Here is a 26,034-nt window from a genome sequence, read left to right as displayed (position 1 = left end):
CATGACCACCGGCGGAACGCACACCGGAGCCCAGCTCATCTGGGAATGCCTGCTCCGCGAGGGCATCAGCACCGTCTTCGGCTATCCGGGCGGCGCGATCCTGCCCGCCTACGACGCCATGGTGGGTTACGACATCCGCCACGTGCTCGTGCGTCACGAGCAGAGCGCGGCCCACATGGCCGACGGCTATGCCCGGGCCTCCGGCCGGGTGGGCGTCGTCGTGGCCACCTCGGGTCCCGGCGCCACCAACCTGGTGACGGGGCTGGCCACGGCCATGATGGATTCCACGCCCATGGTGGCCATCACGGGCCAGGTGGGCTCCGGCGTGCTGGGCACGGACGCCTTCCAGGAAGTGGACATCACGGGCATCACGCTGCCCGTCACCAAGCACAACTACCTGGTGACGCGGGCCGGGGACATCGTGCCCGTGCTGCGGGAGGCCTTCGCCGTGGCGAAGAGCGGACGCCCGGGACCGGTGCTGGTGGACATCACCAAGGACGCGCAGCAGGGCCGCGCGGACCTCGACTGGGAGGCGGCGGAGCCCATCCGGCACCTGCGCCACCTGCCGCCGCCCCTGGATCCCGAGGCCCTGGCCCGGGCCTTGGAGCTGATCCGCCACGCCAAGCGGCCCATCATCCTGGCGGGCCATGGCATCCAGATGTCCGGCGCCCGGGCCGAAGTCCTGACCCTGGCCGAGCGGGCGGACATCCCCTTCGCCCTGACCCTTCTGGGACTGGGCGCCGTGCCCGCCACGCATCCCCTCAGCCTCGGCATGATGGGCATGCACGGCGAGGCCTGGGTGAACAAGGCCATCCAGGAGGCGGACCTGCTGCTGGCCTTCGGCATGCGGTTCGACGACCGCGTGACCGGCAAGCTCAAGGAGTACGCCCCCCACGCGAAGAAGATCCACATCGACATTGACGCCAGCGAGCTCGGGAAGAACGTGCCCGTGGACGTGGCCATCGCCGGGGACCTGCTCACGGTCCTGCGGGCCCTGCTGCCGGACATCCCCGTGGCGGACCGCTCCAAGTGGCTGAAGCAGATCCGCGGCTGGCGGGGCGATTCCGCCGTGCGCGACATCAAGAACCTGCCCGATGACGGCCACCTCTACGCGGCCCACGTGATGCACGACCTCTGGCGCCTCACGGGCGGGAACGCGGTGGTGGTGACGGACGTGGGCCAGCACCAGATGTGGGAGGCCCAGTACTACCACCACGACGCGGAGCGCAGCCTCATCACCAGCGGGGGCGCCGGGACCATGGGCTTCGCCCTCCCCGCCGCCATCGGCGCCAAGCTGGCCCGGCCCGAGGCCGAGGTCTGGGTGGTGGCGGGAGACGGCGGCTTCCAGATGACCTTCGCCGAGCTGATGACCGCCGTGCAGGAGGGCGTGAAGGTGAACATCGCCATCATCAACAACGGCTTCCTCGGCATGGTCCGCCAGTGGCAGGCCCTGTTCTACGAGGGCCGCTACGCCGCAACGCCCATCCTGTCGCCGGACTTCGTGAAGCTGGCCGGCGCCTTCGGCATCCACGGCCAGCGCGTGGACACGCGGGCGGACCTCGCCAGCGCCGTGGCCGAGGCCCGGGCCGCGGAGGGCACCGCCCTGATCGAGTTCCGGGTGGAGCAGGAGGACAGCGTCTATCCCATGGTCCCCGCCGGGGCGGCGCTGCACGAGATGATCCGCCGCCCCGCCACTCATGCCGGCGCCAGCGCCATCGCCGAAACCGGATCCGACCCCGTCTGAAAGGAATCCCATGCCCCATGTGCTCGTGGTCTACACCGATGATGAACCGGGCGTGCTGACGCGGGTGGCCTCGCTGTTCCGCCGCCGCGGGTTCAACATCCACTCGCTCACCGTGGGTCCCACGGAGCGGCCCCGCCTGTCCCGCATGACCATCGTCGTGGACGCGGAGGAAGCCACCGTGCGACTGGCGGTGGAGCACCTCCGGAAGCAGGTGAGCGTCCTCGAGGTCCAGCAGCTGGGCGACCGGCCCAAGGTGGTCCGAGACCTGGCCCTCATCCGCGTGGCGGCGGGCCTCGAGGTGCGGTCCGAGGTCCTCCAGCTCGCCCAGGTCTTCCGGGCCAACGTGGTGGACATCGCCGGCGACAGCCTCGCCATCGAATGCACCGGCGGTCCCGACAAGATCGACGCCCTGGTGGACGCCCTGCGGCCCTTCGGGATCCTCGAGCTGGGACGCACGGGGGCCGTCGCCATGGCCCGCGGCCCGCGCGCCTCGCCGGAAGTCCCACGCCGCGCGCCCACCCCCGCGCCCAGCAACCAGGCCATGTCCGTCTGACCCTTCCTTCCACCCACCGCCCATCCACCCAAGGAGCCTCCCATGGCCAAGATCCACTACGACGCCGACCTCGGCCTCATCCGCGCCCGCAAGGTCGCCATCCTGGGCTACGGCTCCCAGGGCCACGCCCACGCCCTCAACCTCAAGGACAGCGGAGTCCACGTCCGCGTGGGCCTCCCGGCCGGCTCCGCCTCCCGCGCCAAGGCGGAAGCCCAGGGCCTCACCGTCACCACCCCCGCCGAGGCCGCGGCCTGGGCGGACGTGGTCATGGTGCTCACCCCGGATACGGGCCAGGCGGCGCTCTACCAGGAATCCATCGCGCCCCACCTGACGCCGGGGAAGACCCTGATGTTCGCCCACGGCTTCAACATCCGCTATGGCTGCATCGAGGTGCCCGCGGGCGTGGACGTGAGCCTGGCGGCCCCCAAGAGCCCCGGCCACCGCGTCCGCGAGGTCTTCGTGGAAGGCGGCGGCACACCGGGCCTCGTGGCCGTCCACCAGGACGCCAGCGGACAGGCCCTGGCGGTGGCGCTCTCCTATGCCGCAGCCATCGGGCTCACCCGCGCCGGCGTGCTGGAGACCACCTTCACGGAGGAGACCGAGACGGATCTCTTCGGCGAGAAGGCCGTACTCTGCGGCGGCACCAGCGCCCTGGTGAAGGCCGGCTTCGAGACGCTGGTGGAGGCCGGCTACCAGCCCGAGATCGCCTACTTCGAGTGCCTGCACGAGCTGAAGCTCATCGTGGACCTGATGCAGCGCGGCGGCCTCAGCTACATGCGCTACAGCATCAGCGACACCGCCGAATACGGCGACTACACCGGGGGCCCCCGCATCGTGACCGCCCAGACCAAGGCGGAAATGAAGGAGATCCTGAAGGAGATCCAGGACGGCCGCTACGCCGAGGCCTGGCTGGAGGAGAACCGCACGGGCCGGAAGTGGTTCGAGGCCCAGCGGGCCGCCGACTACGACCATCCGCTGGAGCAGGTGGGCCGCGAACTGCGTCGCATGATGCCCTTCCTGGATCCCGTCGAGGTGCCGGTCCCGGCAGTCAAGAGCTGACATAGCAGCTGTTGTGCATGGAACATCCACGAACATCCGGCCCGGCGGATTCTGACGCCGGGCCGGGTGGCTTTTCGGGGAGGTGATTTTGACCCCGAGTAGGAAGGTTGAACCCCGTCACAGGGGGAAAGGCCTCAGAATGACATTGGGAGAAAAGCCATTTCCGCTCCCACGGAGCCAAGCATGTCCGAGTCTTTCTTCAACACCGCGTCCCTGCCGACCCTCCAGGGCTGGCAGGCGCCCGGTTCCATGGATTTCCAGGCCGCCTTCCTCCGCGCCGGGGGTTGGGCGCTGCCGCGCACCGAGGCCTTTCCGGATGCCGCCAAGCTGCGGGAGCGCCTGCAGGAACTGAAGGCCTCCATGCGCGAGGGGGCACGCATCGGGCTGGACCTGCGTGGCCTTCGCGACAGCGCGGATTCGGTCATGGCCGCGGCCCGGGAGGCGGGTGTGGCCTTCCTGCTGCACACGGCGGAGCTGCCCCCCACCCTGGCCATGCTCCGCCATGCGAACCTGCCCCGCATCGTGGCCGTGCAGAACGCCGAAGAGGCGGCCCAGGCCAAGGCCGGCGGCGCCTCGGGCCTCCTGGCCCGGGCGGGCCTGGTGGCGGCCCTGCGGCACCTGGGCCTGCCTGTGATGGCCACGGCCGATACCGAGGCCGAAGCCCGGCAGGCCATGGCCGACGGCGCCGTGGGCCTCCAGCCCCGCACGCCCTCGCTTCTGGACGCCTCGCCCCTGGCGGCCTTCCGGACCCGGCTCATGGCGGGCCTCGATTCCATGGCCCAATCCCTGGTGCGCAAGGGCGCCTGCACGCTGCCCCGCCTGCGCATCCGCAACCTCGACCTGGCCTATCCCATCCAGCAGGGCGGCATGGGCGTGGGCATCTCCTGGGAGGGCCTGGCGGGGGCCGTGGCCCACGAGGGCTGCGTGGGTCTGGTGTCCGCCATCGGCACGGGCTACCACGGCTCGGCCAGCCCCAAGATGCGCCTGGGCCGGCCCGACGGCACCGATTCGCTGAATCCCCCCAAGGCCCTGGAGTGGATCGTCCGGGCCGCGCGCGAGCGCGCCGAGGGGCGCGGCGCCGTGGGCGTGAACATCCTCTGCGCCATCGAGGGCTACGAGGCCGCCGTGAAGGCCTCCCTGGCCGGCGGCGCCCAGATGATCGTGTCCGGCGCGGGCCTGCCTCTGGGCCTGCCGGGCATGGTGGGTGACGCGGACGTGGCCCTGGTGCCCATCGTGTCTTCGGGCCGCGCGCTTCAGGTCATCTGCAAGCAGTGGCAGCGGAAGTTCAGCCGCCTGCCGGACGCGGTGGTGCTGGAGGGTCCCGAGAGCGGGGGCCACCAGGGCTTCAGCCACGAGGGCTGCGCCGATCCGGCCCACACGCTGGAGAACATCCTGCCTGAGGTCATCGAGGAACGGGACAAGTGGGGCGACTTTCCCATCCTGGTCGCCGGCGGCGTCTGGGACCACGCGGACATCCAGAAGTTCCTGGCCCTGGGCGCCTCCGGCGTGCAGATGGGCACCCGCTTCATCGGCACCTTCGAGTGCGACGCCTCGCCCATCTTCAAGGAGGTCATCCTCCGCGCCCGGGCCGAGGACATCGGCCTCATGAAGTCCCCCGTGGGCCTGCCTGCCCGGGGCGTGCGCACCAGCCTCCAGCGCCGCATCGAGGAGGGCACCGCTCCCCAGGTGCGCTGCGTGAGCAACTGCCTGTCTCCCTGCGGCCACGGCAAGGGCGCGGCGGCGGTGGGCTACTGCATCGCGGACCGGCTGGCGGACGCCATGAAGGGCGACGAGGAGAACGGCCTCTTCTTCACCGGCAGCAACGGCGCCAAGCTCCGCGAGCTGATCAGCGTCCGCGACCTCATCGAGGAGCTGACCCAGGATCCGGGCCTGCAGCGCGTCTACGCCTGAAGCCCCGAACTGCTCTGACAAAACGACACACACGGAGGTCGCTGAGGAAGCGGAGGTAGACGGAGAAGATATTCATCAGGCTGTTGCCTGATTTCCTCTGCGTCCCTCAGCCTTCTCCGCGACCTCCGCGAGTGTCGTTGCCTTCAGTCAGCTCCGCCGCTCCGCCACGATCTCCAGCACCATGGGCGTGATCATCAGGGTCTTCGGATCGGCTTCGGCGGCGCGGAGGGCATCGCGCACGGAGCGGACCCAGGCCTCGTCCACCCGGCCCAGGTCCAGGAGCCGCTGGAGGTTGATCTCCACGAACTCCGAGGGCCACTTCCAGATGAAGTCCGTGGGCGGGATCACGAAGATCTTCGGCTCCAGGCGCGTCACGGCGAGGCCGGTGCTTTCGAGCAGCTTGGGCAGGGAGAGGGCGATGTCCGGCTCGCCGCCGGAGGCCCGCCAGCTGGCCATGACCTCCGAGACGAACGATTCCAGGGGCGGGCAGGGGGGCGCCAGGCGCCAGGTACGGTAGTCCAGGTACTCGTGGAAGATGGCCACGCCACCGGGCTTCAGGGCCCGGGCCACGGTGGCCACCAGCTTCGCGGGATCGGATACGAAGGAGGCCACCCAGCGGCACCAGGCGGCGTCCATGCCCGTCACTTCCAGGGGGTCCGCCATGAGGTCCTGCTCGTGGAAGCGGACGTTCGCGAGGCCGCGTGCCTGGCAGGCCCCGCGGGCATGCTGGAGGAAGTTTCCCGAGCGCTCGGCCGCATGGACCTCGCCCGTCGGGCCCACGATCTCCGCCAGGTCCAACGTGGCGTAGCCGGGCCCGGCGCCCACATCGAGCACTCGGGAACCGGTGGTGATCCCGGCCCGGCGCCAGCACTCGAGCACATGGGGTCGCCAGACCCGGTGCTGCAGTCCCAGCCGCTCGATCTCCTCCTGATGCGTCCCGAGGACATAGTCGCGCTCGTCGGATCCGGCCACCCCTGCCTCCATGCCTGTCATGACGCCAGTCTAGCGGAGGGGGCGGGAATCCCGGGAAAGCGGGCTTGCACGATTCATTCCGTGATTAAAAATAATATCGCCAATTTACAATTGATTTTGCGTCTCATGGGCTTAGTTTAGATGGATCGCTCCTGAAGTGCCTCACCCATGGGATCTCATCCCGGAGGACGGACATGGCCCTTGATTCGCGCCCCATCGCACTCGCCCCCCCGCATCGCCTCTACACCTTCGCGGCCTGGGCGGTGGCGTTCCTCGTGGTCCTCGGTTTCGCGAAGACCTACTACCTCAAGGCGGTCTTCGGCACCCCGACGCTGTCCCCCCTGCTGCATCTGCACGGACTGGTGATGAGCCTCTGGTTCGGTCTGTTCGTGGTGCAGACACGGCTGGTGGCGGTCCGCCGGCTGGACCTGCACAAGCAGCTGGGCCTGCTCGGCGCCTTCCTCGCCGTGGCGGTCCTGGTCCTCGGCACGGTGACAGCCATCACCGCCGCGCGGCTGGGGCGTTCTCCGGGGCCGCCCCCGCTGATCTTCCTGGTGGTGCCCCTCGGGGACATGGTGGTGTTCGGATCGCTGGTGGGCACGGGCCTCTGGTTGCGGGCCAAGGGGGACTTCCACAAGCGGCTCATGCTGCTCTCCTGCGTGGGCATCCTGGCGGCGGCCATCGCGCGGATCCCCCTCGACGCCATCGCCAAGGCCGGGCCTCTGGCCTATTTCGGCCTGACGGACCTGGCGGTGATCGGCTGCGCGATCTACGACCGCCGCCGCACGGGCCGCCTGCATCCCGCCTTCCTGTGGGGCGGGCTCTTCGTCATCCTGTCGCACTGGCTGCGCCTGGCCCTGGCCGGCACCGGACTCTGGATGGCCTTCGCCACCTGGGTGACAAGGTAGCCCAGTTCGCAGCAGTCGGCTCGCAGCAGTCAACTTGCGTTGGGATGCCGCTCCAGCAGCTGTCGCAAGGGCGCGTTGCGCTTCACGGCGTCCTGGCGGCGGAGGTGGGCGATGAGCTGGGGCGGCGTGGCGCTCCAGCGGCCCAGGTTCTGGATGAGCAGGGTGGAGACGTAGGTGCGGCGGCAGAGCAGGGCGGTGGCGTGGCCATCCAGCGTGAGACCCACCAGGCTGGCCAGGCAGCGGCCCTCGGTGTTGAGGATCAGCTCGGCCTTCTCCTCGCCCGTGCGCTGGGTGAAGCTAGCGCGAAGCAGGTCCCGGGCCATGGCGCGCACCTGCTCCGGCGCGTCGCGGGACGTGGCCACCAGGTACTGCTCCGCCAGGCGCCGGGAGGACCAGAGGCGGCGGTAGAGGCTGGCCGGGAGTAGCGGATTCTGGAGGAGGGCCCGGCGCACGCCGGCGTCGTTCGTGAAACCGGCCCGACCGCCCAGGGCCTCCAGGCCCGCCGTGGTGCGATGGTGGGCCGCGATGAGGCGCGCGTGGACTGGGCCCACCCGGGGGTTCTCCAGCACCGAACGGATCACCTCCGCGGTGGGGTCGAAGCACCAGGCGCTCAACTCGGGCTCCACGGCGATCCGGGCCAGGGCCACCCGCTCGTCCACGGGCTTCGGGTGCAGTTGCTGCTCGAAGAGCTGGCGGTGGGTTGCCATCCGGGCGGCAGCCGTAGGAGCGTCCTCCCCGGTGTCCTCTTCGGCTTCCCCGCCTCCTTCCGTTCTCTCCGCCTCGGATTCACGCGGAGGCGACGGTGGTGGCGCTTCCTGGCGTGGGCGGGCCACGGGGGGTTCCGGCATCACGGCCCCCAGGGCCACCAGATCCCGGAGCATGCCGGTCAGCTGCTCCTGGCCCAGGCCCGTGAGGGCGGCCAGGGTGGGGATGTCCAGCGTCCCGTCGAGGCGCGACAGCAGGTAGCCCTGCTTGGGATCGAGGGGCAGCGAGCGGGCATCCACTTCCCCCCGCGGGACGGGTCTCCAGGTCATCGGAAGAGCATAGGCTGGATGGGGGACACGGCCTACTCTTCCACCGCGCCCTTCAGCCACGCCTTGCCCCGCAGGCGCTCGACGCTGGTCTCGGGGAAGAGGTCCAGGGGACTCTTCCCCTCCAGGCCCAGGCGGGGCACGGCGGCGCAGGCGAAGCCCAGGCGCGCGCCCTCCTGGAGGCGCAGGGGGAGCTGGGCCACGGGGCGCACTTCCCCCGTCAATCCGACCTCGCCCATGAAGAGGCCCTTCTCGGCCAGCAGGCGGCCCGTGGCGCTGCTGCACAGAGCGGCGATGACCGCCAGGTCTGCGGCGGGATCCTCGATCTCCAGGCCGCCGGCCACGTTCACGTAGACGTCGCGGTCGTGGAGCTGCACGCCGCCGCGGCGCTCGGCCACGGCGCAGAGCATGGACAGCCGCTGGCCGTCGATGCCGAGGGCCGTGCGGCGGGGGATGCCCAGGCCCGCGGCGGCCACCAGGGCCTGGATCTCCACCACCATGGGACGCGTGCCGCTGAGTACCACCGTGGCGGCGCAGCCCGGACGGGGTTCGGCGTCCAGGAAGAAGGGATTGCCCTCGGCGGGTACCAGGCCCTTCTCGGTCATGGCGAAGACGCCCAGCTCGAAGGCTGCGCCGAAGCGGTTCTTCAGGGCGCGCAGCAGGCGATGGTGGTGATGCCGGTCCCCCTCGAAGGCCAGCACCGTGTCCACCAGGTGCTCCAGCACCTTGGGGCCCGCGAGGCCGCCGTCCTTGGTGACGTGGCCCACCAGCACCAGGGGCGTGCCTGTGGTCTTGGCCCAGCGGGTGAGCATGGCGGCGCAGCCGCGCACCTGGCTCACGCTGCCGGCGCTGGATTCGAAGTCGGGATCGAAGAGGGTCTGGATGCTGTCCACCAGCAGGAGGCCCGGCTTCATGCGCTCGGCCTCCTCGATGATGCGGCGCACGTCCGTCTCCGCCAGCAGGTGGATGCCGGGGTTCTCGGCCCCCAGGCGCTGGGCCCTCAGCTTGATCTGGCGCTCGCTCTCCTCGCCGCTGGCGTAGAGGACGGTACTAGACGAGGGGGACCGCCCGTTCGCTTCGCTCTCTCTGCGTCCCCCTCGCGCTCCCCGCGTGTCCTCCGGGCCAAGCCCGGATTCCACGCCTGATTCTCCTGCCTGCGCGGCCCACTGGAGCAGCAGAGTGGACTTGCCGATGCCCGGCTCACCACCGAGGAGGACCACCATGCCCGGCACCACGCCGCCGCCCAGCACGCGGTCCAGCTCCACGAGGCCCGTGGGGCTGCGCTGGGTATCCGTGACCTCCACGTCCGGGAGCGCCACGGGCCCCGTGTAGTGACTCTGCGAGTAGGCCGATCCGGCGCGCTGGAGGTCGCGCCTCAGGCTACCGCGCACCTCCTGAACCGTGTCCCAGGCCCCGCAGGCCGTGCACTTGCCCAGGGCCTTGGGATGCCGCGCGCCGCAGGCGGTGCACTCGAAGAGCGGACTGGTCTTGGCCATCAGTCGCGGATTTCCTTCCGGATGAAGGCCACCACGTCGTCGGTGTTCGTGCCGGGCTGGAAGATCTCGCGGATGCCGAGGGCCTTGAGGCCGGGGATGTCCTCGTCGGGGATGATGCCGCCGGCGAAGACCAGCACGTCGTCCGCGCCCTGCTCCTTCAGCAGCCGCATGACTTCGGGGAAGATCTGGTTGTGGGCGCCGCTGAGGATGCTCAGGCCCAGCACGCGCGCGTCTTCCTGCACCACGGCGGCCGCGATCTGCTGGGGCGTCTGCCGCAGGCCGGTGTAGATCACCTCCATGCCGGCGTCCCGCAGGGCGCGGGCCACGACCTTGGCGCCGCGGTCGTGCCCGTCCAGGCCGGGCTTGGCGATGACGACGCGGATGGGGGCCTGGCTCATGGGGACTCCGTCGGGTTACCAGTTCTCAGTCTGCCGCAGCGCCTCGTAAAGGCCAATGGCCACGGCCTGTGCGAGGTTCAGGCTGCGGTGGTGGTCCCCGATCATGGGGATGCGCACCAGCTGGTCCTTGTGGGCGTCCAGGATGGCGTCGGGCAGACCCACGGTCTCCTTCCCGAAGACCAGCCCATCCCCGAAGGCCCAGGGGATCTGGGTGTGGCGCTTGGCGCCCTTGGTGCTGAAGAACCACAGCCGCCGTGCGGGGTTGCGGGCCAGAAAGTCCTCCCAGTTCTCGTAGTGGGTGGGCTCCAGCTTCTCCCAGTAGTCCAGCCCCGCCCGGCGCAGGTAGTAGTCGCTGGTGTCGAAGCCCAGGGGATGGATCAGGTGGAGCTTCGCCCCGTTGTTCACGCAGAGGCGCCCGATGCTTCCGGTGTTCTGCGGAATCTCGGGCTGGTGCAAGATGATGTGGAACATGGGGGGTCCTGATGAGCAGCGCTAGGAACGAATGTCTGTTCTGCAAGATCGCGCGGAAGGAGATTCCCGCGACCCTAGTGTATGAAGATGACAGCTTGCTCGCCTTCAAAGACATCTCGCCCCAGGCGCCGGTGCACCTTCTGATCATCGCGAAGGCGCACTGCGAGGGCCCGGCGGACATGACACCGGAGATCGCCGCGGCCGTGGGGCGCATCCCCCAGGTGGCCGCGCGCCTGGCCCAGGAATTCGGGGTCGCCGCCAGCGGTTGGCGCCTCCTCATCAACTCGGGGCCCGATTCGGGGCAGACCGTGTTCCATCTCCACTTCCACCTCCTCGGCGGCAAGCCCCTGGGCGGGAAGCTCTGCCTTTGAACTGAACCCGGTTACCTTCTATTCATATTTAGCGAAAAAGACACGCGTTTGCTGGCAATTCGCATTGCGTATGGCCCAAATGATGCAAATTAATAATATTTCAACCATTTAAACCGAAATGGTCCACCAGTGTGGACTTGAATCTGGTCGTGCGGATTGTAATGAGAATTAATTCTCACGTGAGTTTCGGGAAGACTCATCCTCGGCTGAGGGGGACGGTACAAATTGCCTAAACCCGAAGAGCTACTTCCGCCGCCAGAGATCGAAGGGTCGAGCGCCCAGGAGGATCGACACCCGGTTCTCGTGCTGGGAAGCGGAGCCTCGGTGGAGGTGCACCCGGCCAGCGGAAAGCTCCATGAAGAATTCCCGGAAGCCAGTCCTGGCCACCAGGCCCAACCCTTCGATGCGCAGGCCATCGCCTAGAGTGGACGGCTGGTCCGAGGCCCGACCAAGGTCGAAGCGGGGGCCGATCTGCCAGCCTGTACCCACCATCGAAGCCTTGGTGTAGGGCAGGCCGATCTTTAGGGCCGCCAAGTTCGGCATGAGGTAGGCGGCACTGCGGGTGCCGATGAAGGAATCGCTGCCGCCCGCGATCCACAGGCGATCCGGCGGCGCATCCTTCGACAGGGCCACTTCGGTGTCCACCATTAGTCCCCAGTTGGAACTCAGGGGTTGGTGGCGTTTGGCCCGGGCATAGCTGCGCCAGTACGGGTGGGCCTCGCCTTCCACGGAGAGGCTCCGGTCCGCCGAAAAGCGCAGGAGGGTGCCTTCGGTGGGGATGGTGTGGAAGTCCAGATCGTCCCACTCCAGCCAGCCCCGCACCACCGTGGCATTCGGCGTGTCGGTGTCGGTCCCGGCGCGGGTGAAGGTGCCCCTGTGCTGGAAGGCCGCGAGGCCGAAGCGGGCTCGATCCTCCTTGCCCCAGCGCAGGATGGCCTCCACGCCCAATTCCTTCCGGGTGAAGCGCGAGGCCAGGTCCGCCATGGGCTCCACGAACAGGACGCCGCCACGCACGTCGTTTTTCGACCAGGAGCCGAAGGCCCCCAGCGACAAGGCCGGAAGGGAGGGGAAGCTCCAGGCCACGTGTCCCTCCAGGCGCTTCTGGAGGTTGTCGGCCACCGCTTCGATGGAGCCGCTCTCGCCGCCGCCGAAGAGGTTCCGGCCTCGCATAAGGACGCCGCCGTGCGGGCCCCAGTCACTTTCGTAGGCCAGGGTGAGGTTCAGCAGGGTGGGTTGGCTGCCCACGGGGCGGAGGTTGAGGACAAGGCCCTCTTCGCGCTCCTGGAGGCGGGTCTCCAGCCGCTGAATGCCCATGCGGTCCTGGGCGCGTCCCAGTACCTCCTCCAGTTCCGAGGCGCGAAGCGCTTGGCCTTCCAACCCCTGGGCGATGGCGCGGGTGGAGGCCGCCATGGGGCCGGGCTCCACTTCGACGCGCACCAGGCTGGGCTCACGCACCGCGAGGGTGAGCACCCCGTCGGCGAAACCGCTGCCCCGCAGATCCAGCATGGCTGCGCCCTTGCCGACGGCCTCGGCGAGGAGTTCCTGTTCAGCCAGTCCGAACCGTGCAGCGTGGAAGGGCTGCCCGGGGACCAGGCCCCGCTCGCGCAGGCTCTGGGCCACTCGGGCCTTGTAGGCCGTGACCCAGTCCGCGGGCAGGTCCAACTGCACCCGCTGGATGAGAGCCGCAGGCTCCCAGTGGAAGATAGCCTCGCCTTCAGGAGTGGCGGGCAAGTCCACCCAGGCTCGGTCCAGAGGCAGCCTCCGGTGGGCGCGGCGGAGCAGGCGCCATAGGTCGGCGCGGCACCAGGGACCGGCGGACGGCCGGGTGTCGGCCAGCAACCCAGCCAGATCAGGATGGCCGGGGCCATCCACCCTCAGGGTGGCTGCGGCCGGAACCCCGGCATCCGTCATCAGGAGGGACTCCAACTGAGGCAGGGCTTTCCTTAGGGCGGTCGCGCCAGCCTCGAAGAGCAGGGACTCCTTGCCCCGGTAGGCGAACTCGTCCACCTTGTCGGTCTCGGGTCGGATCACCAGATCCGAATTCGCCTCGCTCCGCGCTTCGGTGACCCGCATGGCCAAGTCGAGGCTACGGTCCAGCAGGGTCAGGATGTCGGAAGGCGGCGTGGTATTCCAGGTTCGCCCGATGTTCACGGCGAGGATGCGAGCGCCGGGAAAGGCCGAGCGGGCTGCCATGGCGGGCAGGTTCTCCACCAGGCCGCCGTCCACCAGGCGCTCATCGCCGATGGCTACGGGGGCCAACAACCCCGGAATGGACATGGAGGCCTTCACCGCATCCACCAGGTCCCCCTGGGCCAGAATACGGGCCTCGCCCCGCGTGAGGCTGGAAGTCACAATCCGCAGGCGTGAACCAAGCCGGTCGAAGTCGGAGCCACCCAGCGCCTGGGCCCGTGCCAGGGTTTCGAACAGGGCGATCCGCAGGCGGCGCGCTCGGTCCTCGCCGGGCACCAGGATGGGCCGACCGCCGACGAAGGAGAGTCCCATCAAGGTGCCGTGCCGTTCCTCGTCCTCGGAGGCGCTCAGGCCCGGCGTCCGCCGTCGATCATCGAGCACCAGGGAGTAGTCCCGGCGCAAGAAGATCCGCTCGGCCCCGACCCCACCGAAACCGCTGGCGTAGAGCGCCGCCGCGAAGCTGCCGGCGCTGGTGCCCACGATTCCCTCGGGGTGCCAGCCTTCCTCCTCCAGGCGCCGCAGCACGCCGGCGTGGGCCAGGCCCTTGGCGCTCCCGCCCCGCAGAGCCAGCACGAGGGGGCGCTCGCCGGGGGCGTGGAGCACCGGCAGGAAACGGAACCGCTGGTCCGGCGGACTCACGGTCAGCGCGAGGCGTTCCTGGGCCTGCGCCAAGAAGCAGGAACTCAGGAAGAGGATGGCTAGAAAACGTCGCATATGGATTTAGAGCCCGAACCAGCGCTTGATCTCCACCCGCGCCAAATCTCGGCGATTGGCCGTCTTGGGCAAGTCGGCCATGTGCCCGGACCTGGATTCCTTCAGTTCGACCAGGCCGTCCACCAGATGGGGGGCGCTACGCAGGACGTGCTCGAAGGCGGCCTTGGGCACCTCCACCAGCTCGCAGACCGTCGCAGCCACCACTGTGGCGCGGCGGGGGGCGCCCGTGAGCAGGGACCCTTCGCCGAACCAGTCGCCGGGACCGAGGTCCCCGATCACCTCCCAGAACAGCCCGGTGTAAGGTTCGAAGCGCTCGACCACCTTCACGGCCTGCAAGGTGCCCGTCATGACCATGAACAGGGATTCGCCTGGATCCCCTTCCCGGATCACCCCTTCGCCAGGCTCGGCCCGGCGCAGGACCACGCGATCTTTGAGCTGTGGGGACCAATCTTGGGGCAGCCCGAAGCGTTCCAGGATGTCCTCCAAGACCCCGTCCTGGAGCACCACTGGGTCGGTCCTGGTGGGGGTGGGCCCGTGGGGTCCCAGCAGGGGCACCCCCAGGCGGTTCAACACCGTCTGGGTTAGGCGCACCGCCTGGAAGTTGGCGGCCCGGCCGTGACGCCAACCCAGGGCCCAGAACCGAATCTCTAACACCACCCCGCCCATGTCGAAGCTGTGGGATCTGACCTCGGGCTTGTGGTCTGGAGGGTGGGGGATGCCACCCAGGGCCTGCTCCATGGCCGCCAGGGTGGCCGCCATGGTGTCGTGGGGGGCCACGGTCACCTTCAGGGTGCGCCGGTGCAGACCGGAAGGAGCATAGAGGTTGGTGACCACCGCCTGGGCGAGGATCCGGTTGGGAAAGATGCTGGTGTCGCCGTTCTCGGTGATGATCTGGACCGTGCGCCAGGTCATGGCATCAACGCGGCCGATGAAGGTCTCCTGACCGTTGCCGCCCCTCAGATTGCCCGTGACCTCCACCCAGTCGTCCACACGGAACGCCGGGGCCAGGCTCATGGAGACGCCGGCGAACAGGTTGCCCAAGGTTTCCTGCATGGAAAGACCCAATACCGCGGCGGCGATGGCACCGGTGCTCATCAGAGTGCCCAGGTTCACGCCTACCGACTTGTGAAGCAGGAACACGGCGGCAACCAAATACAGGGTCACCACCACCAGATCCCGGGCGAATCCAGGGGTTGAGGTGCGCCAGTGGCTCAGCAGCGGGTCCAGCAACACGTGGGTGAAGACCCGGATTCCCAGGTAGGAGCCCAGAGCCCAGACCACAAGCTCACGCACCCGCACAAGCATAGGGTAGCCGTGGCCATCGCCCAGTACTGAGGCGGCCAGAGCGCCTGCCGTCAGCAGCAGGCCGATGGCCACCCATCGCCGCCACGGGCTGACGACGGTTCTCAGATCCCTGAACATGGCTGGACCTGGCTTACAGGAACAGAATGACTGACGTATACGCCCAGGTTCTCCAGCATCTTCTTGCCGGAGTCTTCCACCTGGTAGTCCGAAGGCAGTTCGAAGGCTGAGGGAGGAATGGGCCCTTCTTCGATATGAGTGGTGATGGTGGTTGTCTGCCCGGCAATGGGTAGTACGATGCGGTACTTCAGCGCGAGGCCTTGCACTCTGGCCAGTTCTTCACCGGCTTTGAGGCGTGGGGCCGCATTGGTCTGTGGCTGACCGATGACGGTATGAAGCCTGAGAAAGCGCTGATAGGGGATAGCAGGTACCGGAGGAGTGACCGACGGATCATTGCTGGTCTCGATGGTCGCCGGGCCCACGACGATCTTCCACTTGTGGCACTCGCGGTCGAGGATGATCTCAGAACCTTGGTCCACCACGGAGACGGGAGCATCGTTGGCACCCAACGCCTTCTGAATCAGGGGAGGTAGGTTCTTCAACTTCTCTCCAAGAACCTTCGCTGCAATCTCAAGGTCATCCCAGTTCATCTTCTGGATGAGCTTCTTGTCGTGATCGATGTGGTAGGAAACTCCCTGGGTGAAATCGACCAGAAAATCCACTTGGTTTCCAGGTTGGTTGATACGCATGTATCGGGACGACCAGAGCTGGATCTGTTCCCATTCATGTCCGTGATCAATGCTGGTTTGGTTGAGGGTGATATCCGAAGCCAAGAGGCTGATCGCAGGTAGAAGGAGGGCGACCATCGCCAACGGAACCGTTCGCATGTACCTCGTCAGGCTTCCCACAGAAATCGGCCCCATCCTTCACCTCCCAATCGGATCGGTGCAGTAAGGGCAGGTAAGATGCCAGGATGAATGATCAAATATAACTAGAATTAAATTAAAATTTACAAATACATGAGGCCTGCTGCAGTTCGACTTAGTGCCCTTCTCAGCGGCTTGATTTCGTCGCGAGGACTCTATTTCGTCACGGGTGAACTCGAATTCTGGCGATCGTTCGGTAGATCGCCCATGCGAGGTGCATCGAACTCAATTCCACGTATGATGCCTGTCGGCCTGGACGAACGACCCACTTGATCCAAGGTGAAATAGACCGACACATGCGACTTGTAGATCTCCATCCTGCCCCGATGATATAACCCCGAAGAAGGATGTCCCATGCAAGACGACCACGTGACACCCCCCTCCCACCAAGGCCGAGGTGTGAATCAGAACGCGGCGGGAGAGAAATTCACGGGTCACCGCAGGTGGCAAGGTGTATCTCGCAAACTGATGGTGCTCCAGGGGCTCCGTCGCCGATTGGATCAGCTGGCGCAAGAACGCGACGAGCTGCGACTCGTGCTGCACATCAACAAGCTTCTTCTGAACAACCTGGACCCAGAGCAGCTTTTCGTGGCCATTTCGTCGGCCTTATGGGAACGCACGCACCACGATTTCATGACCCTGAGCACACTGGAGTCGAAAGGTACCATGGAGCGTCTTCGGCTCTTGGACTTCACTCGCTCTCGGGGGCAGTTCAGAATTGGCGATCAGGTCCCTGAATCCCTGGAGTTGGCTAGCAGGGCCCTGGACACCAAGCAGATCGATATCCTCGATCCGGCGCGGATCGCCACTCTTCAACCGCCTGAGCTTGCCCGACTGCTACAGCAGGAGCACATCCAGTCCATCTGCCTCATTCCCTTGCACTCCAGAGGCAAAGCGCTCGGGGTGATCAGCCTTGGGAGCCAAAAGGAGAATGCCTTCCAGGGCCCCACCTTGCGTCTGCTGGAACTCGTGGCGGGCCAGATTGCCCTCGCCCTGGACAATGCCATGGCCTTCCAGGACATCCGCCACTCACACGATAAACTGGTGGAGGAAAAGCTCTATCTGGAAGAGGAAAGGGCCCAGGACTTCGCAACCCAAGAGATGGTCGGTGCTAGCCCATCTTTCGCAAAGGTCCTGCAGCAGATTGAAACTGTGGCCCCCTCCGACGCCACGGTCCTCCTGCTGGGAGAAACCGGAACTGGCAAGGAACTGCTGGCGCGAGCCATCCATGAGCGGAGCAAACGGAAGGAGCGCACCTTCATCAAACTCAATTGCTCGGCCATCCCCATGGGTCTGGTGGAGAGCGAGCTGTTCGGCCATGAACGAGGGGCCTTCACAGGAGCCATCGCCAGAAAGGTCGGCCGATTCGAGTTGGCCCACTTGGGTTCCCTGTTCCTGGACGAAATTGGTGACCTCCCCCTGGAGCTTCAGCCAAAGCTTCTACGCGCCCTTCAGGAGCGAGAATTTGAACGCCTGGGCAGCACCCGAACCCTTCGAGTCGACGTGCGGCTGATCGCCGCGACTCATCAGGACCTGGCACAGATGGTCGAGAATGGGACCTTCCGCCGGGATCTGTTTTACCGCCTAAATGTGTTTCCGGTCCGAGTCCCGCCGCTGCGTGATCGCAAGGAAGACATTCCCAACTTGGTCCGATATTTCACTCAGAAGTTTGCCAGGGCCATGGACAAGCGCATCGTGCGCATTCCTGCCGAAACCATGGAATTCCTGGTTCGATGGCCTTGGCCTGGAAACATCCGGGAATTGCAGAACCTGGTGGAGCGATCGGTGATCCTCAGCCCAGGTCCGGACCTGCATGTGCCCATGGGTGAGATGATCCTGCCGGCGGTCCACTCGCCAGTCGCCGCTGCCCAGACCTACGAAGACCTGGAACGCCAGGGCATCCTGGAGGCTCTGAAGGCGAGCGGGGGTGCGGTGGGGGGGCCCCACGGCGCAGCTGCGCGCCTTGGCCTGAAACGCACAACCCTGAATTCCAAGATGAAGCGCCTCGGACTCGATCGGCCCAAATGACGACATGAAGTCGCGAGACTTCATGTCGTCTTGCCAAAGCAGAATGGTCCATGAATGGAGTCGACAGGTGCAAGCTAAATCGCATTGATTTAGCGATTTGAGTGCTATTGGAAGATTGGCATCGTGTGTGCCAAGGGCTTCATGATTGGAGGCCCGAGGTGCCACGAATCCACGATGAAAAAGGGCACCAGGCCGAAAGGCTGGCCAGTGCTCCTCCGAGTCAAGCGGTGCGAACGCTGATTCGAGGTGTGGCGTTCCTGTGTGCTCTGCTTCTACTCCAGGCACTGCTCTCATGCAGGAGGCTCAATTTCACCGGCACCTCCCTGGAGGAGGATCGCCTCACCACCCTGAAGACGTTCTGCATCGATAGCCAGCCAGATTCAGCGCTTTGCATCTGGAATATGCGGACTATTCCCTTCGAAGAGTTGAAGCCATTGGTGTCTGACCGACTCATGGAGAAGGGTTACCGGATGGCGCTGCCTCAGGAGGCGGATTTCCAAATTGTCCTGACTACGTTCACTGAGGAGTCGTCCCCACGCACCCGGGTTCCAGTCATGGAGATATTCGAGCGACACGGCGCACGAAAGCTCTGGTGGGGGCACGCCGAGATTCCTTACAAGCTGGATCCGAGACAAGGGGTGAGGGATCAACCCGCTTTGACGGGGCTGCTGGACCTCATACCACCTCACACTGAATCCGATCGCACCCCATCCCGCTCCATGCTTCGGGATTGACGCGAAGTGGTTCCTTCCTTGATCGAAGGTTCAAATTCTCTTCATGAATCGAAGGGTGAAGGGATCCTTGCTGCATGAGGCCTATGGGGCCTCGGGTCCTTCGGAACTCGTTCGGGAACATGATTGCCAGGGAGGTTTGGGAAGGGTCTCCCACACGGCTCGATCTACCCAGCCCACTAAGCCTCCACTGCCTGGGTGAGCCGGGGGCATCGACGCCCTTCCTGGGCAGAAACACGGCATCTCTCACGCCGAGACACAAGGATTCGCTTTGGCCGAGCCAACTGACGACATGAAGTCGCGAGACTCCATGTCGTCTCGGGGCGACGATGTCGTCTTCGGAGCAGAGGCAGGCTCGTTCGATGCAAATATTAATATAAAAATAGTTAAAATTGTTTGAACAAACTGGCATCAAGTGTGCGCATAGGGCTCCGTGAATGGAGGTTCTGTGTGCTGAGAATCCATGTTGAATCTGAACAAGAAACTGTGCGGCTGCGCCTAGAAGGGAAGGTCATCCATCCCTGGGTGGACGAACTCTTCAGGGTGTGGATGGATGCCTCCCCCCGAATTCCCGGTCACTGGGAAGTCGTCGTGGACTTGTCTGAGGTCTCCTTCGTGGATGCCCGTGGCAAAGCCATGCTCGCGGCCATGCGCCGAGCCGGGTGTTTGCTGCAAGGTCCAACCCCATTCATCGAAGCCGTCATCGAGGAAGTCGAATCCCTTTCCAAGGATTGACCTTTTCCCATTTCAGGAGAATTCCATGCAACGCAAACTTCTCGTCCTATCTCCTCTGTGCCTGATCCTTGCCTGCGGGAGTCACCGGGAGGCCGTCGAGACCGCCAAGGTCAATATCTCGGTGGCACAGCCCACCCGTGTCCAGGAACTGGAACGCGTTGGCGTCAGCGGCACCCTGACTCCCCAGGGTGGATCCTCCATGGTGGCCTTTCAGGTGCCAGGCCGTGCGGTTCAGGTCCTTCTGAGGGAAGGCGAGCCGGTGCGGAAGGGACAGCTCCTGGCCGTCCTAGATGCCGAGAACCTCGCCCATGCGATGGAAGCAGCCCGTGCCCAGGTGGCGGCTGCAAGGGCGGGCGCGGACCAGGCAGATCAGGAATTCCGCCGCATGAAGCAGCTGTTCGACACTCAGAGCCTGGCGCCCAATGATTTCGCAAAGTTTACTGCGGCCCGGGACGCATCCCGCGAGCAGCTTCAGCAGGCGATCGCCGGGGAAGGTGTGGCTCGCAAGAACCTGGCCGAAGCCAGACTGGTGGCACCCATCAACGGTTTCATCGCGCGGCGGATGGTGGAGCCGGGCGTCATGGTGGGCGCAGGCCAGCCCGTCTTCGAAATCGCGCAGCTGGATCCCATTGAGGTGAACGTCGGGATTCCCGAAACCGACGTAAGGCTCGTGAAGGTGGGGCAGTCCGCCTCGGTCACGATTCCCGCCTTGCCCGGCCGCCTCTTCCAGGGCCGCGTGCGGGTGGTGAACATTTCGGCCGATCCTGCGACGCGCACCTACATGGCTCGTGTCAGCGTCACCAATCCGCAACGTGAGCTCAAGGTGGGCATGGTTGCCGAGGTCTCCATCACCGGATCGCAGCATTTGGACATGCTCACCCTGCCCTCCGAAGCCATCGTTCGGGATCCCCAAGGCGCCACCCAGGTGTTTCAGTACTTCCCCGATCAGCAGCGGGTCTACTCAAAGCGAGTGGAAGTAGGGGCGGTGTACGGGCGCAGCATCCAGATTCGATCCGGCCTTACAGGGAGCGAGTCCATCGTGGTGGCCGGCCAGAACACCCTGCGTAACGGCATGAGCGCCGAGCCCGTCCAGGGGGGTAAGTAGCCATGAACAAAGCCATCAAAGCCTTCCTACGCTACCCGACCATCACGGCCATTCTCGTCATCATGGCCGTGGCGCTGGGGATCCACGCCCTGATGGGCATGCCTCGTACCGAGGACCCGAGCATCACCATCCGGACCGGTATCGTCGCCGCCATGTATCCTGGTGCCACCACGGAACAGGTGGAGAAGCAGGTCACCAAGACGCTGGAATCGCACATCTTCAAGTTCCAGGAAGTGCGCAAGGAGAAGACCTACTCCACCAGCCGACCTGGCCTCGCGATCATCAACGTGGAGCTGGAGAAGAACGTCAAGACTCCGGATGTGTTCTGGGCGAAGCTGCGCCACGAGATGAACCTGGTGAAGGCCACAGAATTGCCGGGCGAGGTGATGGGACCGGTGGTGGATTCGGATTTCGGAGACACCGTGGCCATGCTCATCTGCGTGAGCGGCGAACGCTACGGCTACCGTGAGCTGCGCGATTACGTGGACACGATCCAGGATGCCCTTCGCACCGTGCCCGAGGTCGGGAAGATTGCGGTCTACGGCCGGCAGAACGAACAGATCTGGGTGACCAGCAGCCTCGAGCGCATGAGCCAGTACTTCACGGATCCCCGGCAAATCGTGGGAGCGCTGAATCAGAGAAACGAGATTCAGGCCGCCGGGAACGCCCGCACGGACAACGGCCAGATCCCCCTCCACACGACGGGGTCCTTCAACACGGAAGAACAGATCAAGAAGGTGATGGTCGGCATGTCCCCGACCGGGCAGCCAATCTACATCGGGGACTTCGCCAGTGTGGAGCGTCGGTACCAGGATCCGGAATTCATGGTCCGCTACGACGGCAAGCCCGCCCTGATGATCTCTGTGGAGATGCAGAAAGGGCACAACATCGTCGAGATGGGTGACAAGGTGACCGAGGTGCTCAATCACCGGGTCAAACCCATGCTCCCGCCCGATCTCCACATGGACTACATCGCGAACCAGCCGCAGGTCGTGGAAGAGCGGATGACCCACATGGGCCGTGAGTTCCTCATCGCCATCGGGTGCGTGATCGTCGTGACGGTCCTCCTGCTCCCCTTCCGGGTCTCGCTCATCGCGGCCCTGGCCATCCCAACGACCATGTTGACGACCATCGCCGTCATGAACGTCTTCGGGATCCAACTCCACCAGGTCTCCATCGCAGCCCTGATCGTGGTGCTCGGCATCGTCGTGGACGACGCCATCGTCATCGCCGACAACTACGTGGAGCTACTGGATCACAAGGTCCCGCGACCCGAGGCTGCCTGGCGATCCGCCACGGAAGTGCTCGTTCCGGTGCTGGCGGCGACCCTCACGATCATTGCCTCCTTCCTGCCCCTGATCATCATCTCCGGAAGTGCCGGTGAGTTCATCCTGGCCCTCCCCATCACCGTGGCGGTAGCCCTCTCCGTCTCCTTCCTCGTGGCGGTCTTCGTCACCCCGCTCCTTTGCCGAACCTTCATCCACAAGGGCTTGCACGACCACGACGCGGAACCTACGGATCACGTCAAGAAGTTCAATGCCCTGGATCTCCTCCAGGTCGCCTATAAGAAGGCCATCACGTACTTCATGTCCAAGCCCATGCTCGCGGTCGGCCTAGGCGTGGCAGGAATTGTCCTGGGTGCCTTCCTATTCCGGTTTGTCCCCCAGGAATTCTTCCCCAACGCCGAACGCAACCAGTTCGTCGTTGACCTCTGGATGCCCCAGGGAACACGCATCGAGGCCACGGACGCCACCATGAAGCGCATCGAGGGCGAACTCCTCCGCGACAAGCGGGTGACTCACCTTGCCGGCTTCGTGGGGCAGAGCTCCCCCCGCTTCTACTACAACGTGAACCCACAGCAGCCCGATCCGGCCTACGGCCAGTTCATCGTGAACACGGTGGACGTGAAGGCCACCACGGCGCTCGTGGAGGAGCTCCGGTCACGCCTGGCACGTCTGGCGCCCGAGGGCATGGTCCTGGTTCAGGAACTCCAGCAGGGAGCTGTGATGGAGGCGCCCATCGAGTTTCGAATCTCCGGGGATGACGAGGCGAAGCTGAAAGCCATCGGTGAGCAGATCGGGGACATCCTCCAGAAAGACCCCCGGGCCCAGTTCCTCCACACCGACTACCGGAACGACTCCCCCATGATCAATGTGGACCTTAATACGGAGCTGGCCAACCGCCTGGGCATCACCCACATGGGCGTGTCGAACCTCCTCTATGGCGCCTTCGATGGTGCACCCGTCAGCACGTTCTGGGAGGGCGACCGGGCGGTGAACCTCGTCCTGAGGGTCGACCCTGCCCACCGTGCCACCTTCGATGATGTGCGAAACACGTACGTCGGTTCTTCCATCACCAACGGGAAGGTACCCCTGCGGGCCATCGCGGATCTTGCTCCCACCTGGCAGACCAGCCGTCTCGTGCGCAGGAACGGCGTGCGCACCCTGACCGTCCGCTGCCTCCAGGCCCCGAGGACCTATGCCTCTTCCATCCTCAAGGACGCTCTGCCGAAGGTGAAGACTCTGAAACTTCCTCCCGGGTACCGGCTCGAACTGGGCGGCGAATTTGCCAACCAGGAAGAAACACAGCCCGAGATGGTTGTGGCCCTTGGCATCAGTCTCCTGGCCATCTTCTTCATCCTCATGATCCAGTTCCGGAACCTGGTCGAACCCCTGGTGGTCATGGCTTCCATTCCACTTTCGCTCTTTGGTGTGGTCGTGGGCCTCCTCATAACCCGCAATTCCTTCGGTTTCACGGCTTTCATGGGCATGATCAGCCTCTGCGGCATCGTGGTCCGGAACGCCATCATCCTCATCGACTACATCAAGGAGAAGCTGCGCGAGGGTATCCCCCTTGTGGAGGCCGCCACCCTCGCCGGTGAGCGTCGACTGCGACCCATCTTCCTCACCACCATGGCTGCGGCCGTCGGCGTAACACCCATGGTTCTTTCGGGCTCGAAGATGTGGAGCCCTCTGGCCAGCGTCCTCGCGGTCGGTCTGATCTTCTCGATGTTCTTCACGCTTCTGGTGGTCCCCGTCATCTACGTGCTCGTGTTCCGGTCCAAAGAGAGCTCATCCACTGGAAGCCGGGTGGCTTCGGTCATCCCGATGTTCATCCTGGCCTTGCTCCTGGCGTCCCCGCTCAGTGCGGGGGTGTCGGAACCGAAGCACATGACTCTCGAGCAGGCTGTGGCCAGCGCCCTCGACCACAGTGCGGCAATTCGCATCGCCCGTGCCAAGGTCGATGAGGCAGCGGGGAAGAAACGCACGGCGCGAGCCGACTACTTCCCGCAACTCGCAATGGATGCCACCTGGTTGAAGCGCAACGATCAGCCATTCATGACCGTTCCGGCAGGCTCCCTCGGAAACGTGCCAGGTCTAGGGCCCTTCCCGACCCAGGACGCCAACCTGGGCCAGGGTAAGACGCATCTTTTCTATCAGAACATCACCTTGAGTCAGCCCCTCACCCAGCTTTTCAAGATCCACCATGGGAACGAGGTCGCCTCTGCCGAGGAGCGGGTGGCAAAGGCCGAGCTGCGAAAGATGGAGACCGAGATCGCCTATCAGACACGCCGGGCTTACTATGGCCTTCTGATCGCTCAGGCCCAAATCACGGCTGCTCAGGCAGGCGTGGCTGCGGCCGAATCCCAGGATCTGGATGCCCAAGATGCCGTCAAGGCGGGGAATGCCCTGAAGGTGCAGCAAATCGGGAGTCGGGCCAAGCTCCTCCAGAACCGCTACAAGCTGAGTACCGCTCAGGCCACCGCCTCTGATCTCACGTCGGAACTCAACGACTTGATGGGTGAACCCCTTCAGACACCTCTGGACCTTGCCCCTGTCTCCACTGAAGCACGGCCGCTTCCAGCGCGTGAAGCGATGCTGGATCAGATCCGGAAGTCCAATCCCGATCTGGCAGTAGCCCAGGCCTCGCTCGAGAAGAGCCGCAGCGCCCTCAAGGCAGGCAAATCCGAATACATTCCTGAACTGGGTGCCTTCATCCGTCAGACACACCAGGATGGACTTCCTTTCGTCCAAGCCAACTCCACCTCCTACGGGCTTTCCCTGAGTTGGACCGTTTTTGATTGGGGCAAGCGATCCGGTGTGGTCCACCAGCGGGCTGCCCTTGCGAGCCAAGCCTCGAGCAACTACGACCGGGTGCGCAACCGTACTGAGATCGATCTCGATCGGCTGCTCCGTAAGCTGGAAACAGCGCGAATCCTGTCAGAGGCTGCTGAAGATGCGAATGCCATGAACGTCGAAAAGGCCCGTCTGGCCGGGAATCAGCACAAGTCCGGACTGATCCCAGTCTCAAAAAAGCTGGATGCGGATGCCGAGGCCACTGCTTCCGAGGCCGAACTTCTCGCCGCTCGCCTGGGACTTGATCTCACGCGCGCCGAGTTGGATCGACTGCTCGGAGGAGGTTTAAATCAATGACCGACTCCAGAGACAACCTGAAAATGCCTGCGCCGATCACAAACTCGCGACTGATGCTACTGAAGGCCGCCATCCGCATCTTTGCCGAGAAGGGGTTCGAAGGCGCCTCCATCCGAGAGATCTCCGATGCGGCAGGAGTCAACAGCAGCCTCATCTCCTTCCACTTTGGAGGAAAGGCCGGTCTGCATGCCGCCTCACTTCACCTTGCCTCCCGGATGGCAATTCACACCGCCAAGACATTGCCAATGCCGCCATTGCCAGTCGGCCCATTTGCGGGCAAGGCTGCGGTGCTTCGACAAGCGGTCACCGCACTTCGAGCCTACATCCGCGAATTCATCCGGATGAGCCTCCGCCAGAAGTCCAACCTGCCCCCCGACAAAGATCCTGAACTTGAACGAGCCATCCTGGTTCTCATCGCGAAATCCATGATCTACCCACCTGAAGAATCGATGGGCAGTTTGATGGAAGCGATTCAGCCACACATTGAGTATTTGAACCGCTGCCTTCGCGTTCTCAGATCCGACCTGGATCACGATGGCTTGGTGCGGATGGGCATGAGCATTCATGCACAGTTGATCTTCTTCCTCTGCCACCAGGACATCCTTGCCCGGCTTCTGAATGAGCCGCCCTGTGACGAGGACGACGTGCCGCGCCTGGTGACCCACTTCCTCAGGTTCAACCTGAATGGATTGAGAATCCCGGACTACTACCTCGAGCCTGAATCCTAACGAAAGGAAGATATCGGAACCCAGATCGAGCACGGTCTAAGGGCGACTGGTTCAGCTAGTGATCCCTGTTAAGGCCTGGCTGGAATCACGCGCTTCGGCGCACTTCGACATCCGCCTTCAGCCCGTCGGTCCAAACCCTACCTGCAAGCCGCCTGAAGGCCGGAGCCTTTCGTCCAATAGCAAAGCGTATTCGTCTTGGTCCACGGCACCTGATCACGAGACCCGGAG

General features: G+C 65.1%; 20 protein-coding genes. 12 read left to right on the top strand and 8 right to left on the bottom strand.

Going from position 1 to position 26,034, the window contains the following annotated elements; translation table 11 throughout:
* The first annotated feature begins 1 nt into the window (after window position 1).
* The 4 genes from ilvB to MLG87_RS04010 all read left to right on the top strand — a co-directional run bounded on the left by ilvB (window position 2) and on the right by MLG87_RS04010 (window position 5,267).
* Window positions 2-1,744, top strand: coding sequence for a biosynthetic-type acetolactate synthase large subunit (gene ilvB, locus MLG87_RS04025; RefSeq protein ID WP_243293919.1), 1,743 nt, complete (start codon window positions 2-4; stop codon window positions 1,742-1,744).
* A gap of 10 nt (window positions 1,745-1,754) precedes the next feature.
* A complete protein-coding gene (gene ilvN, locus MLG87_RS04020) occupies window positions 1,755-2,297 on the top strand; it encodes an acetolactate synthase small subunit (RefSeq protein WP_243293918.1) in 543 nt (180 codons plus the stop codon).
* Window positions 2,298-2,339: 42 nt separating this feature from the next.
* Window positions 2,340-3,356: a ketol-acid reductoisomerase gene (ilvC, locus tag MLG87_RS04015; RefSeq protein ID WP_243293917.1), complete on the top strand. Its 1,017-nt coding sequence runs from the start codon at window positions 2,340-2,342 to the stop codon at window positions 3,354-3,356.
* Between the two features lie 183 nt (window positions 3,357-3,539).
* Window positions 3,540-5,267 carry an NAD(P)H-dependent flavin oxidoreductase gene (locus tag MLG87_RS04010; RefSeq protein ID WP_243293916.1) on the top strand — a complete coding sequence of 576 codons (1,728 nt, stop codon included), beginning with the start codon at window positions 3,540-3,542 and terminating at the stop codon, window positions 5,265-5,267.
* Between the two features lie 147 nt (window positions 5,268-5,414).
* Here MLG87_RS04010 and MLG87_RS04005 read toward each other — a convergent pair whose 3' ends face one another.
* A complete protein-coding gene (locus tag MLG87_RS04005) occupies window positions 5,415-6,239 on the bottom strand; it encodes a class I SAM-dependent methyltransferase (protein ID WP_243293915.1) in 825 nt (274 codons plus the stop codon).
* Window positions 6,240-6,433: 194 nt separating this feature from the next.
* Here MLG87_RS04005 and MLG87_RS04000 point away from each other — a divergent pair, with 194 nt between their 5' ends.
* Window positions 6,434-7,147: a hypothetical protein gene (locus tag MLG87_RS04000; RefSeq protein ID WP_243293914.1), complete on the top strand. Its 714-nt coding sequence runs from the start codon at window positions 6,434-6,436 to the stop codon at window positions 7,145-7,147.
* Window positions 7,148-7,176: 29 nt separating this feature from the next.
* On the opposite strand, the gene MLG87_RS03995 is transcribed toward MLG87_RS04000, so the two are convergent.
* The 4 genes from MLG87_RS03995 to MLG87_RS03980 all read right to left on the bottom strand — a co-directional run bounded on the left by MLG87_RS03995 (window position 7,177) and on the right by MLG87_RS03980 (window position 10,543).
* A complete protein-coding gene (locus tag MLG87_RS03995) occupies window positions 7,177-8,151 on the bottom strand; it encodes a hypothetical protein (RefSeq protein ID WP_243293913.1) in 975 nt (324 codons plus the stop codon).
* A 62-nt stretch (window positions 8,152-8,213) separates the two neighbouring features.
* Window positions 8,214-9,674: a DNA repair protein RadA gene (locus MLG87_RS03990; RefSeq protein ID WP_243293912.1), complete on the bottom strand. Its 1,461-nt coding sequence runs from the start codon at window positions 9,672-9,674 to the stop codon at window positions 8,214-8,216.
* Window positions 9,674-10,072, bottom strand: a complete 399-nt coding sequence (locus MLG87_RS03985; protein WP_243293911.1) for a cobalamin B12-binding domain-containing protein — start codon at window positions 10,070-10,072, stop codon at window positions 9,674-9,676. The genes MLG87_RS03990 and MLG87_RS03985 overlap by 1 nt, the downstream gene beginning before the upstream one ends.
* Before the next feature lie 15 nt (window positions 10,073-10,087).
* The gene (locus tag MLG87_RS03980) at window positions 10,088-10,543 is read right to left on the bottom strand and encodes a tRNA (cytidine(34)-2'-O)-methyltransferase (protein WP_243293910.1); all 456 of its coding nucleotides are present in this window, start codon (window positions 10,541-10,543) and stop codon (window positions 10,088-10,090) included.
* 11 nt (window positions 10,544-10,554) lie between these two features.
* Here MLG87_RS03980 and MLG87_RS03975 point away from each other — a divergent pair, with 11 nt between their 5' ends.
* Window positions 10,555-10,914 (top strand): histidine triad nucleotide-binding protein, encoded by a 360-nt coding sequence (locus MLG87_RS03975; RefSeq protein ID WP_243293909.1) that lies wholly within the window; start codon window positions 10,555-10,557, stop codon window positions 10,912-10,914.
* Between the two features lie 243 nt (window positions 10,915-11,157).
* Here MLG87_RS03975 and MLG87_RS03970 read toward each other — a convergent pair whose 3' ends face one another.
* The 3 genes from MLG87_RS03970 to MLG87_RS03960 are packed head-to-tail and all read right to left on the bottom strand — an operon-like array spanning window position 11,158 to window position 16,007.
* On the bottom strand, window positions 11,158-13,818 hold the full coding sequence (locus tag MLG87_RS03970; RefSeq protein WP_243293908.1) for a patatin-like phospholipase family protein: 2,661 nt from the start codon (window positions 13,816-13,818) through the stop codon (window positions 11,158-11,160).
* A gap of 6 nt (window positions 13,819-13,824) precedes the next feature.
* Window positions 13,825-15,240 carry a mechanosensitive ion channel family protein gene (locus MLG87_RS03965; RefSeq protein ID WP_243293907.1) on the bottom strand — a complete coding sequence of 472 codons (1,416 nt, stop codon included), beginning with the start codon at window positions 15,238-15,240 and terminating at the stop codon, window positions 13,825-13,827.
* Entirely contained in the window at window positions 15,225-16,007 is a 783-nt protein-coding gene (locus tag MLG87_RS03960; RefSeq protein WP_243293906.1) for a hypothetical protein, read from the bottom strand. The genes MLG87_RS03965 and MLG87_RS03960 overlap by 16 nt, the downstream gene beginning before the upstream one ends.
* A gap of 393 nt (window positions 16,008-16,400) precedes the next feature.
* On the opposite strand from MLG87_RS03960, the gene MLG87_RS03955 reads away from it, so the two are divergent.
* From MLG87_RS03955 to MLG87_RS03930, 6 genes are all read left to right on the top strand, one after another.
* Entirely contained in the window at window positions 16,401-18,074 is a 1,674-nt protein-coding gene (locus MLG87_RS03955) for a sigma 54-interacting transcriptional regulator (RefSeq protein ID WP_243293905.1), read from the top strand.
* Between the two features lie 158 nt (window positions 18,075-18,232).
* On the top strand, window positions 18,233-18,808 hold the full coding sequence (locus MLG87_RS03950) for a hypothetical protein (protein ID WP_243293904.1): 576 nt from the start codon (window positions 18,233-18,235) through the stop codon (window positions 18,806-18,808).
* 447 nt (window positions 18,809-19,255) lie between these two features.
* A complete protein-coding gene (locus tag MLG87_RS03945; RefSeq protein WP_243288745.1) occupies window positions 19,256-19,540 on the top strand; it encodes an STAS domain-containing protein in 285 nt (94 codons plus the stop codon).
* A 25-nt stretch (window positions 19,541-19,565) separates the two neighbouring features.
* Window positions 19,566-20,645 carry an efflux RND transporter periplasmic adaptor subunit gene (locus tag MLG87_RS03940; protein WP_243293903.1) on the top strand — a complete coding sequence of 360 codons (1,080 nt, stop codon included), beginning with the start codon at window positions 19,566-19,568 and terminating at the stop codon, window positions 20,643-20,645.
* A 2-nt stretch (window positions 20,646-20,647) separates the two neighbouring features.
* A complete protein-coding gene (locus MLG87_RS03935; protein ID WP_279341055.1) occupies window positions 20,648-25,078 on the top strand; it encodes an efflux RND transporter permease subunit in 4,431 nt (1,476 codons plus the stop codon).
* A complete protein-coding gene (locus MLG87_RS03930) occupies window positions 25,075-25,806 on the top strand; it encodes a TetR/AcrR family transcriptional regulator (RefSeq protein WP_243293902.1) in 732 nt (243 codons plus the stop codon). The genes MLG87_RS03935 and MLG87_RS03930 overlap by 4 nt, the downstream gene beginning before the upstream one ends.
* Window positions 25,807-26,034 lie beyond the last annotated feature (228 nt).

Source organism: Geothrix mesophila (genome assembly GCF_022808835.1).
Lineage (GTDB): Bacteria > Acidobacteriota > Holophagae > Holophagales > Holophagaceae > Geothrix > Geothrix paludis.
Note: the sequence above shows the minus strand (reverse complement) of the source record. Positions and strands in the feature narration are given on the sequence as shown.

Excerpts from the sequence above, each read along its gene's own strand:
- ilvB (WP_243293919.1), top strand. The coding sequence starts at position 2 with ATGACCACCGGCGGAACGCACACCGGAGCCCAGCTCATCTGGGAATGC.
- ilvN (WP_243293918.1), top strand. The coding sequence starts at position 1,755 with ATGCCCCATGTGCTCGTGGTCTACACCGATGATGAACCGGGCGTGCTG.
- ilvC (WP_243293917.1), top strand. The coding sequence starts at position 2,340 with ATGGCCAAGATCCACTACGACGCCGACCTCGGCCTCATCCGCGCCCGC.
- MLG87_RS04010 (WP_243293916.1), top strand. The coding sequence starts at position 3,540 with ATGTCCGAGTCTTTCTTCAACACCGCGTCCCTGCCGACCCTCCAGGGC.
- MLG87_RS04000 (WP_243293914.1), top strand. The coding sequence starts at position 6,434 with ATGGCCCTTGATTCGCGCCCCATCGCACTCGCCCCCCCGCATCGCCTC.
- MLG87_RS03990 (WP_243293912.1), bottom strand. The coding sequence starts at position 9,674 with ATGGCCAAGACCAGTCCGCTCTTCGAGTGCACCGCCTGCGGCGCGCGG.
- MLG87_RS03985 (WP_243293911.1), bottom strand. The coding sequence starts at position 10,072 with ATGAGCCAGGCCCCCATCCGCGTCGTCATCGCCAAGCCCGGCCTGGAC.
- MLG87_RS03980 (WP_243293910.1), bottom strand. The coding sequence starts at position 10,543 with ATGTTCCACATCATCTTGCACCAGCCCGAGATTCCGCAGAACACCGGA.
- MLG87_RS03975 (WP_243293909.1), top strand. The coding sequence starts at position 10,555 with ATGAGCAGCGCTAGGAACGAATGTCTGTTCTGCAAGATCGCGCGGAAG.
- MLG87_RS03970 (WP_243293908.1), bottom strand. The coding sequence starts at position 13,818 with ATGCGACGTTTTCTAGCCATCCTCTTCCTGAGTTCCTGCTTCTTGGCG.
- MLG87_RS03965 (WP_243293907.1), bottom strand. The coding sequence starts at position 15,240 with ATGTTCAGGGATCTGAGAACCGTCGTCAGCCCGTGGCGGCGATGGGTG.
- MLG87_RS03960 (WP_243293906.1), bottom strand. The coding sequence starts at position 16,007 with ATGCGAACGGTTCCGTTGGCGATGGTCGCCCTCCTTCTACCTGCGATC.
- MLG87_RS03955 (WP_243293905.1), top strand. The coding sequence starts at position 16,401 with ATGCAAGACGACCACGTGACACCCCCCTCCCACCAAGGCCGAGGTGTG.
- MLG87_RS03940 (WP_243293903.1), top strand. The coding sequence starts at position 19,566 with ATGCAACGCAAACTTCTCGTCCTATCTCCTCTGTGCCTGATCCTTGCC.
- MLG87_RS03935 (WP_279341055.1), top strand. The coding sequence starts at position 20,648 with ATGAACAAAGCCATCAAAGCCTTCCTACGCTACCCGACCATCACGGCC.
- MLG87_RS03930 (WP_243293902.1), top strand. The coding sequence starts at position 25,075 with ATGACCGACTCCAGAGACAACCTGAAAATGCCTGCGCCGATCACAAAC.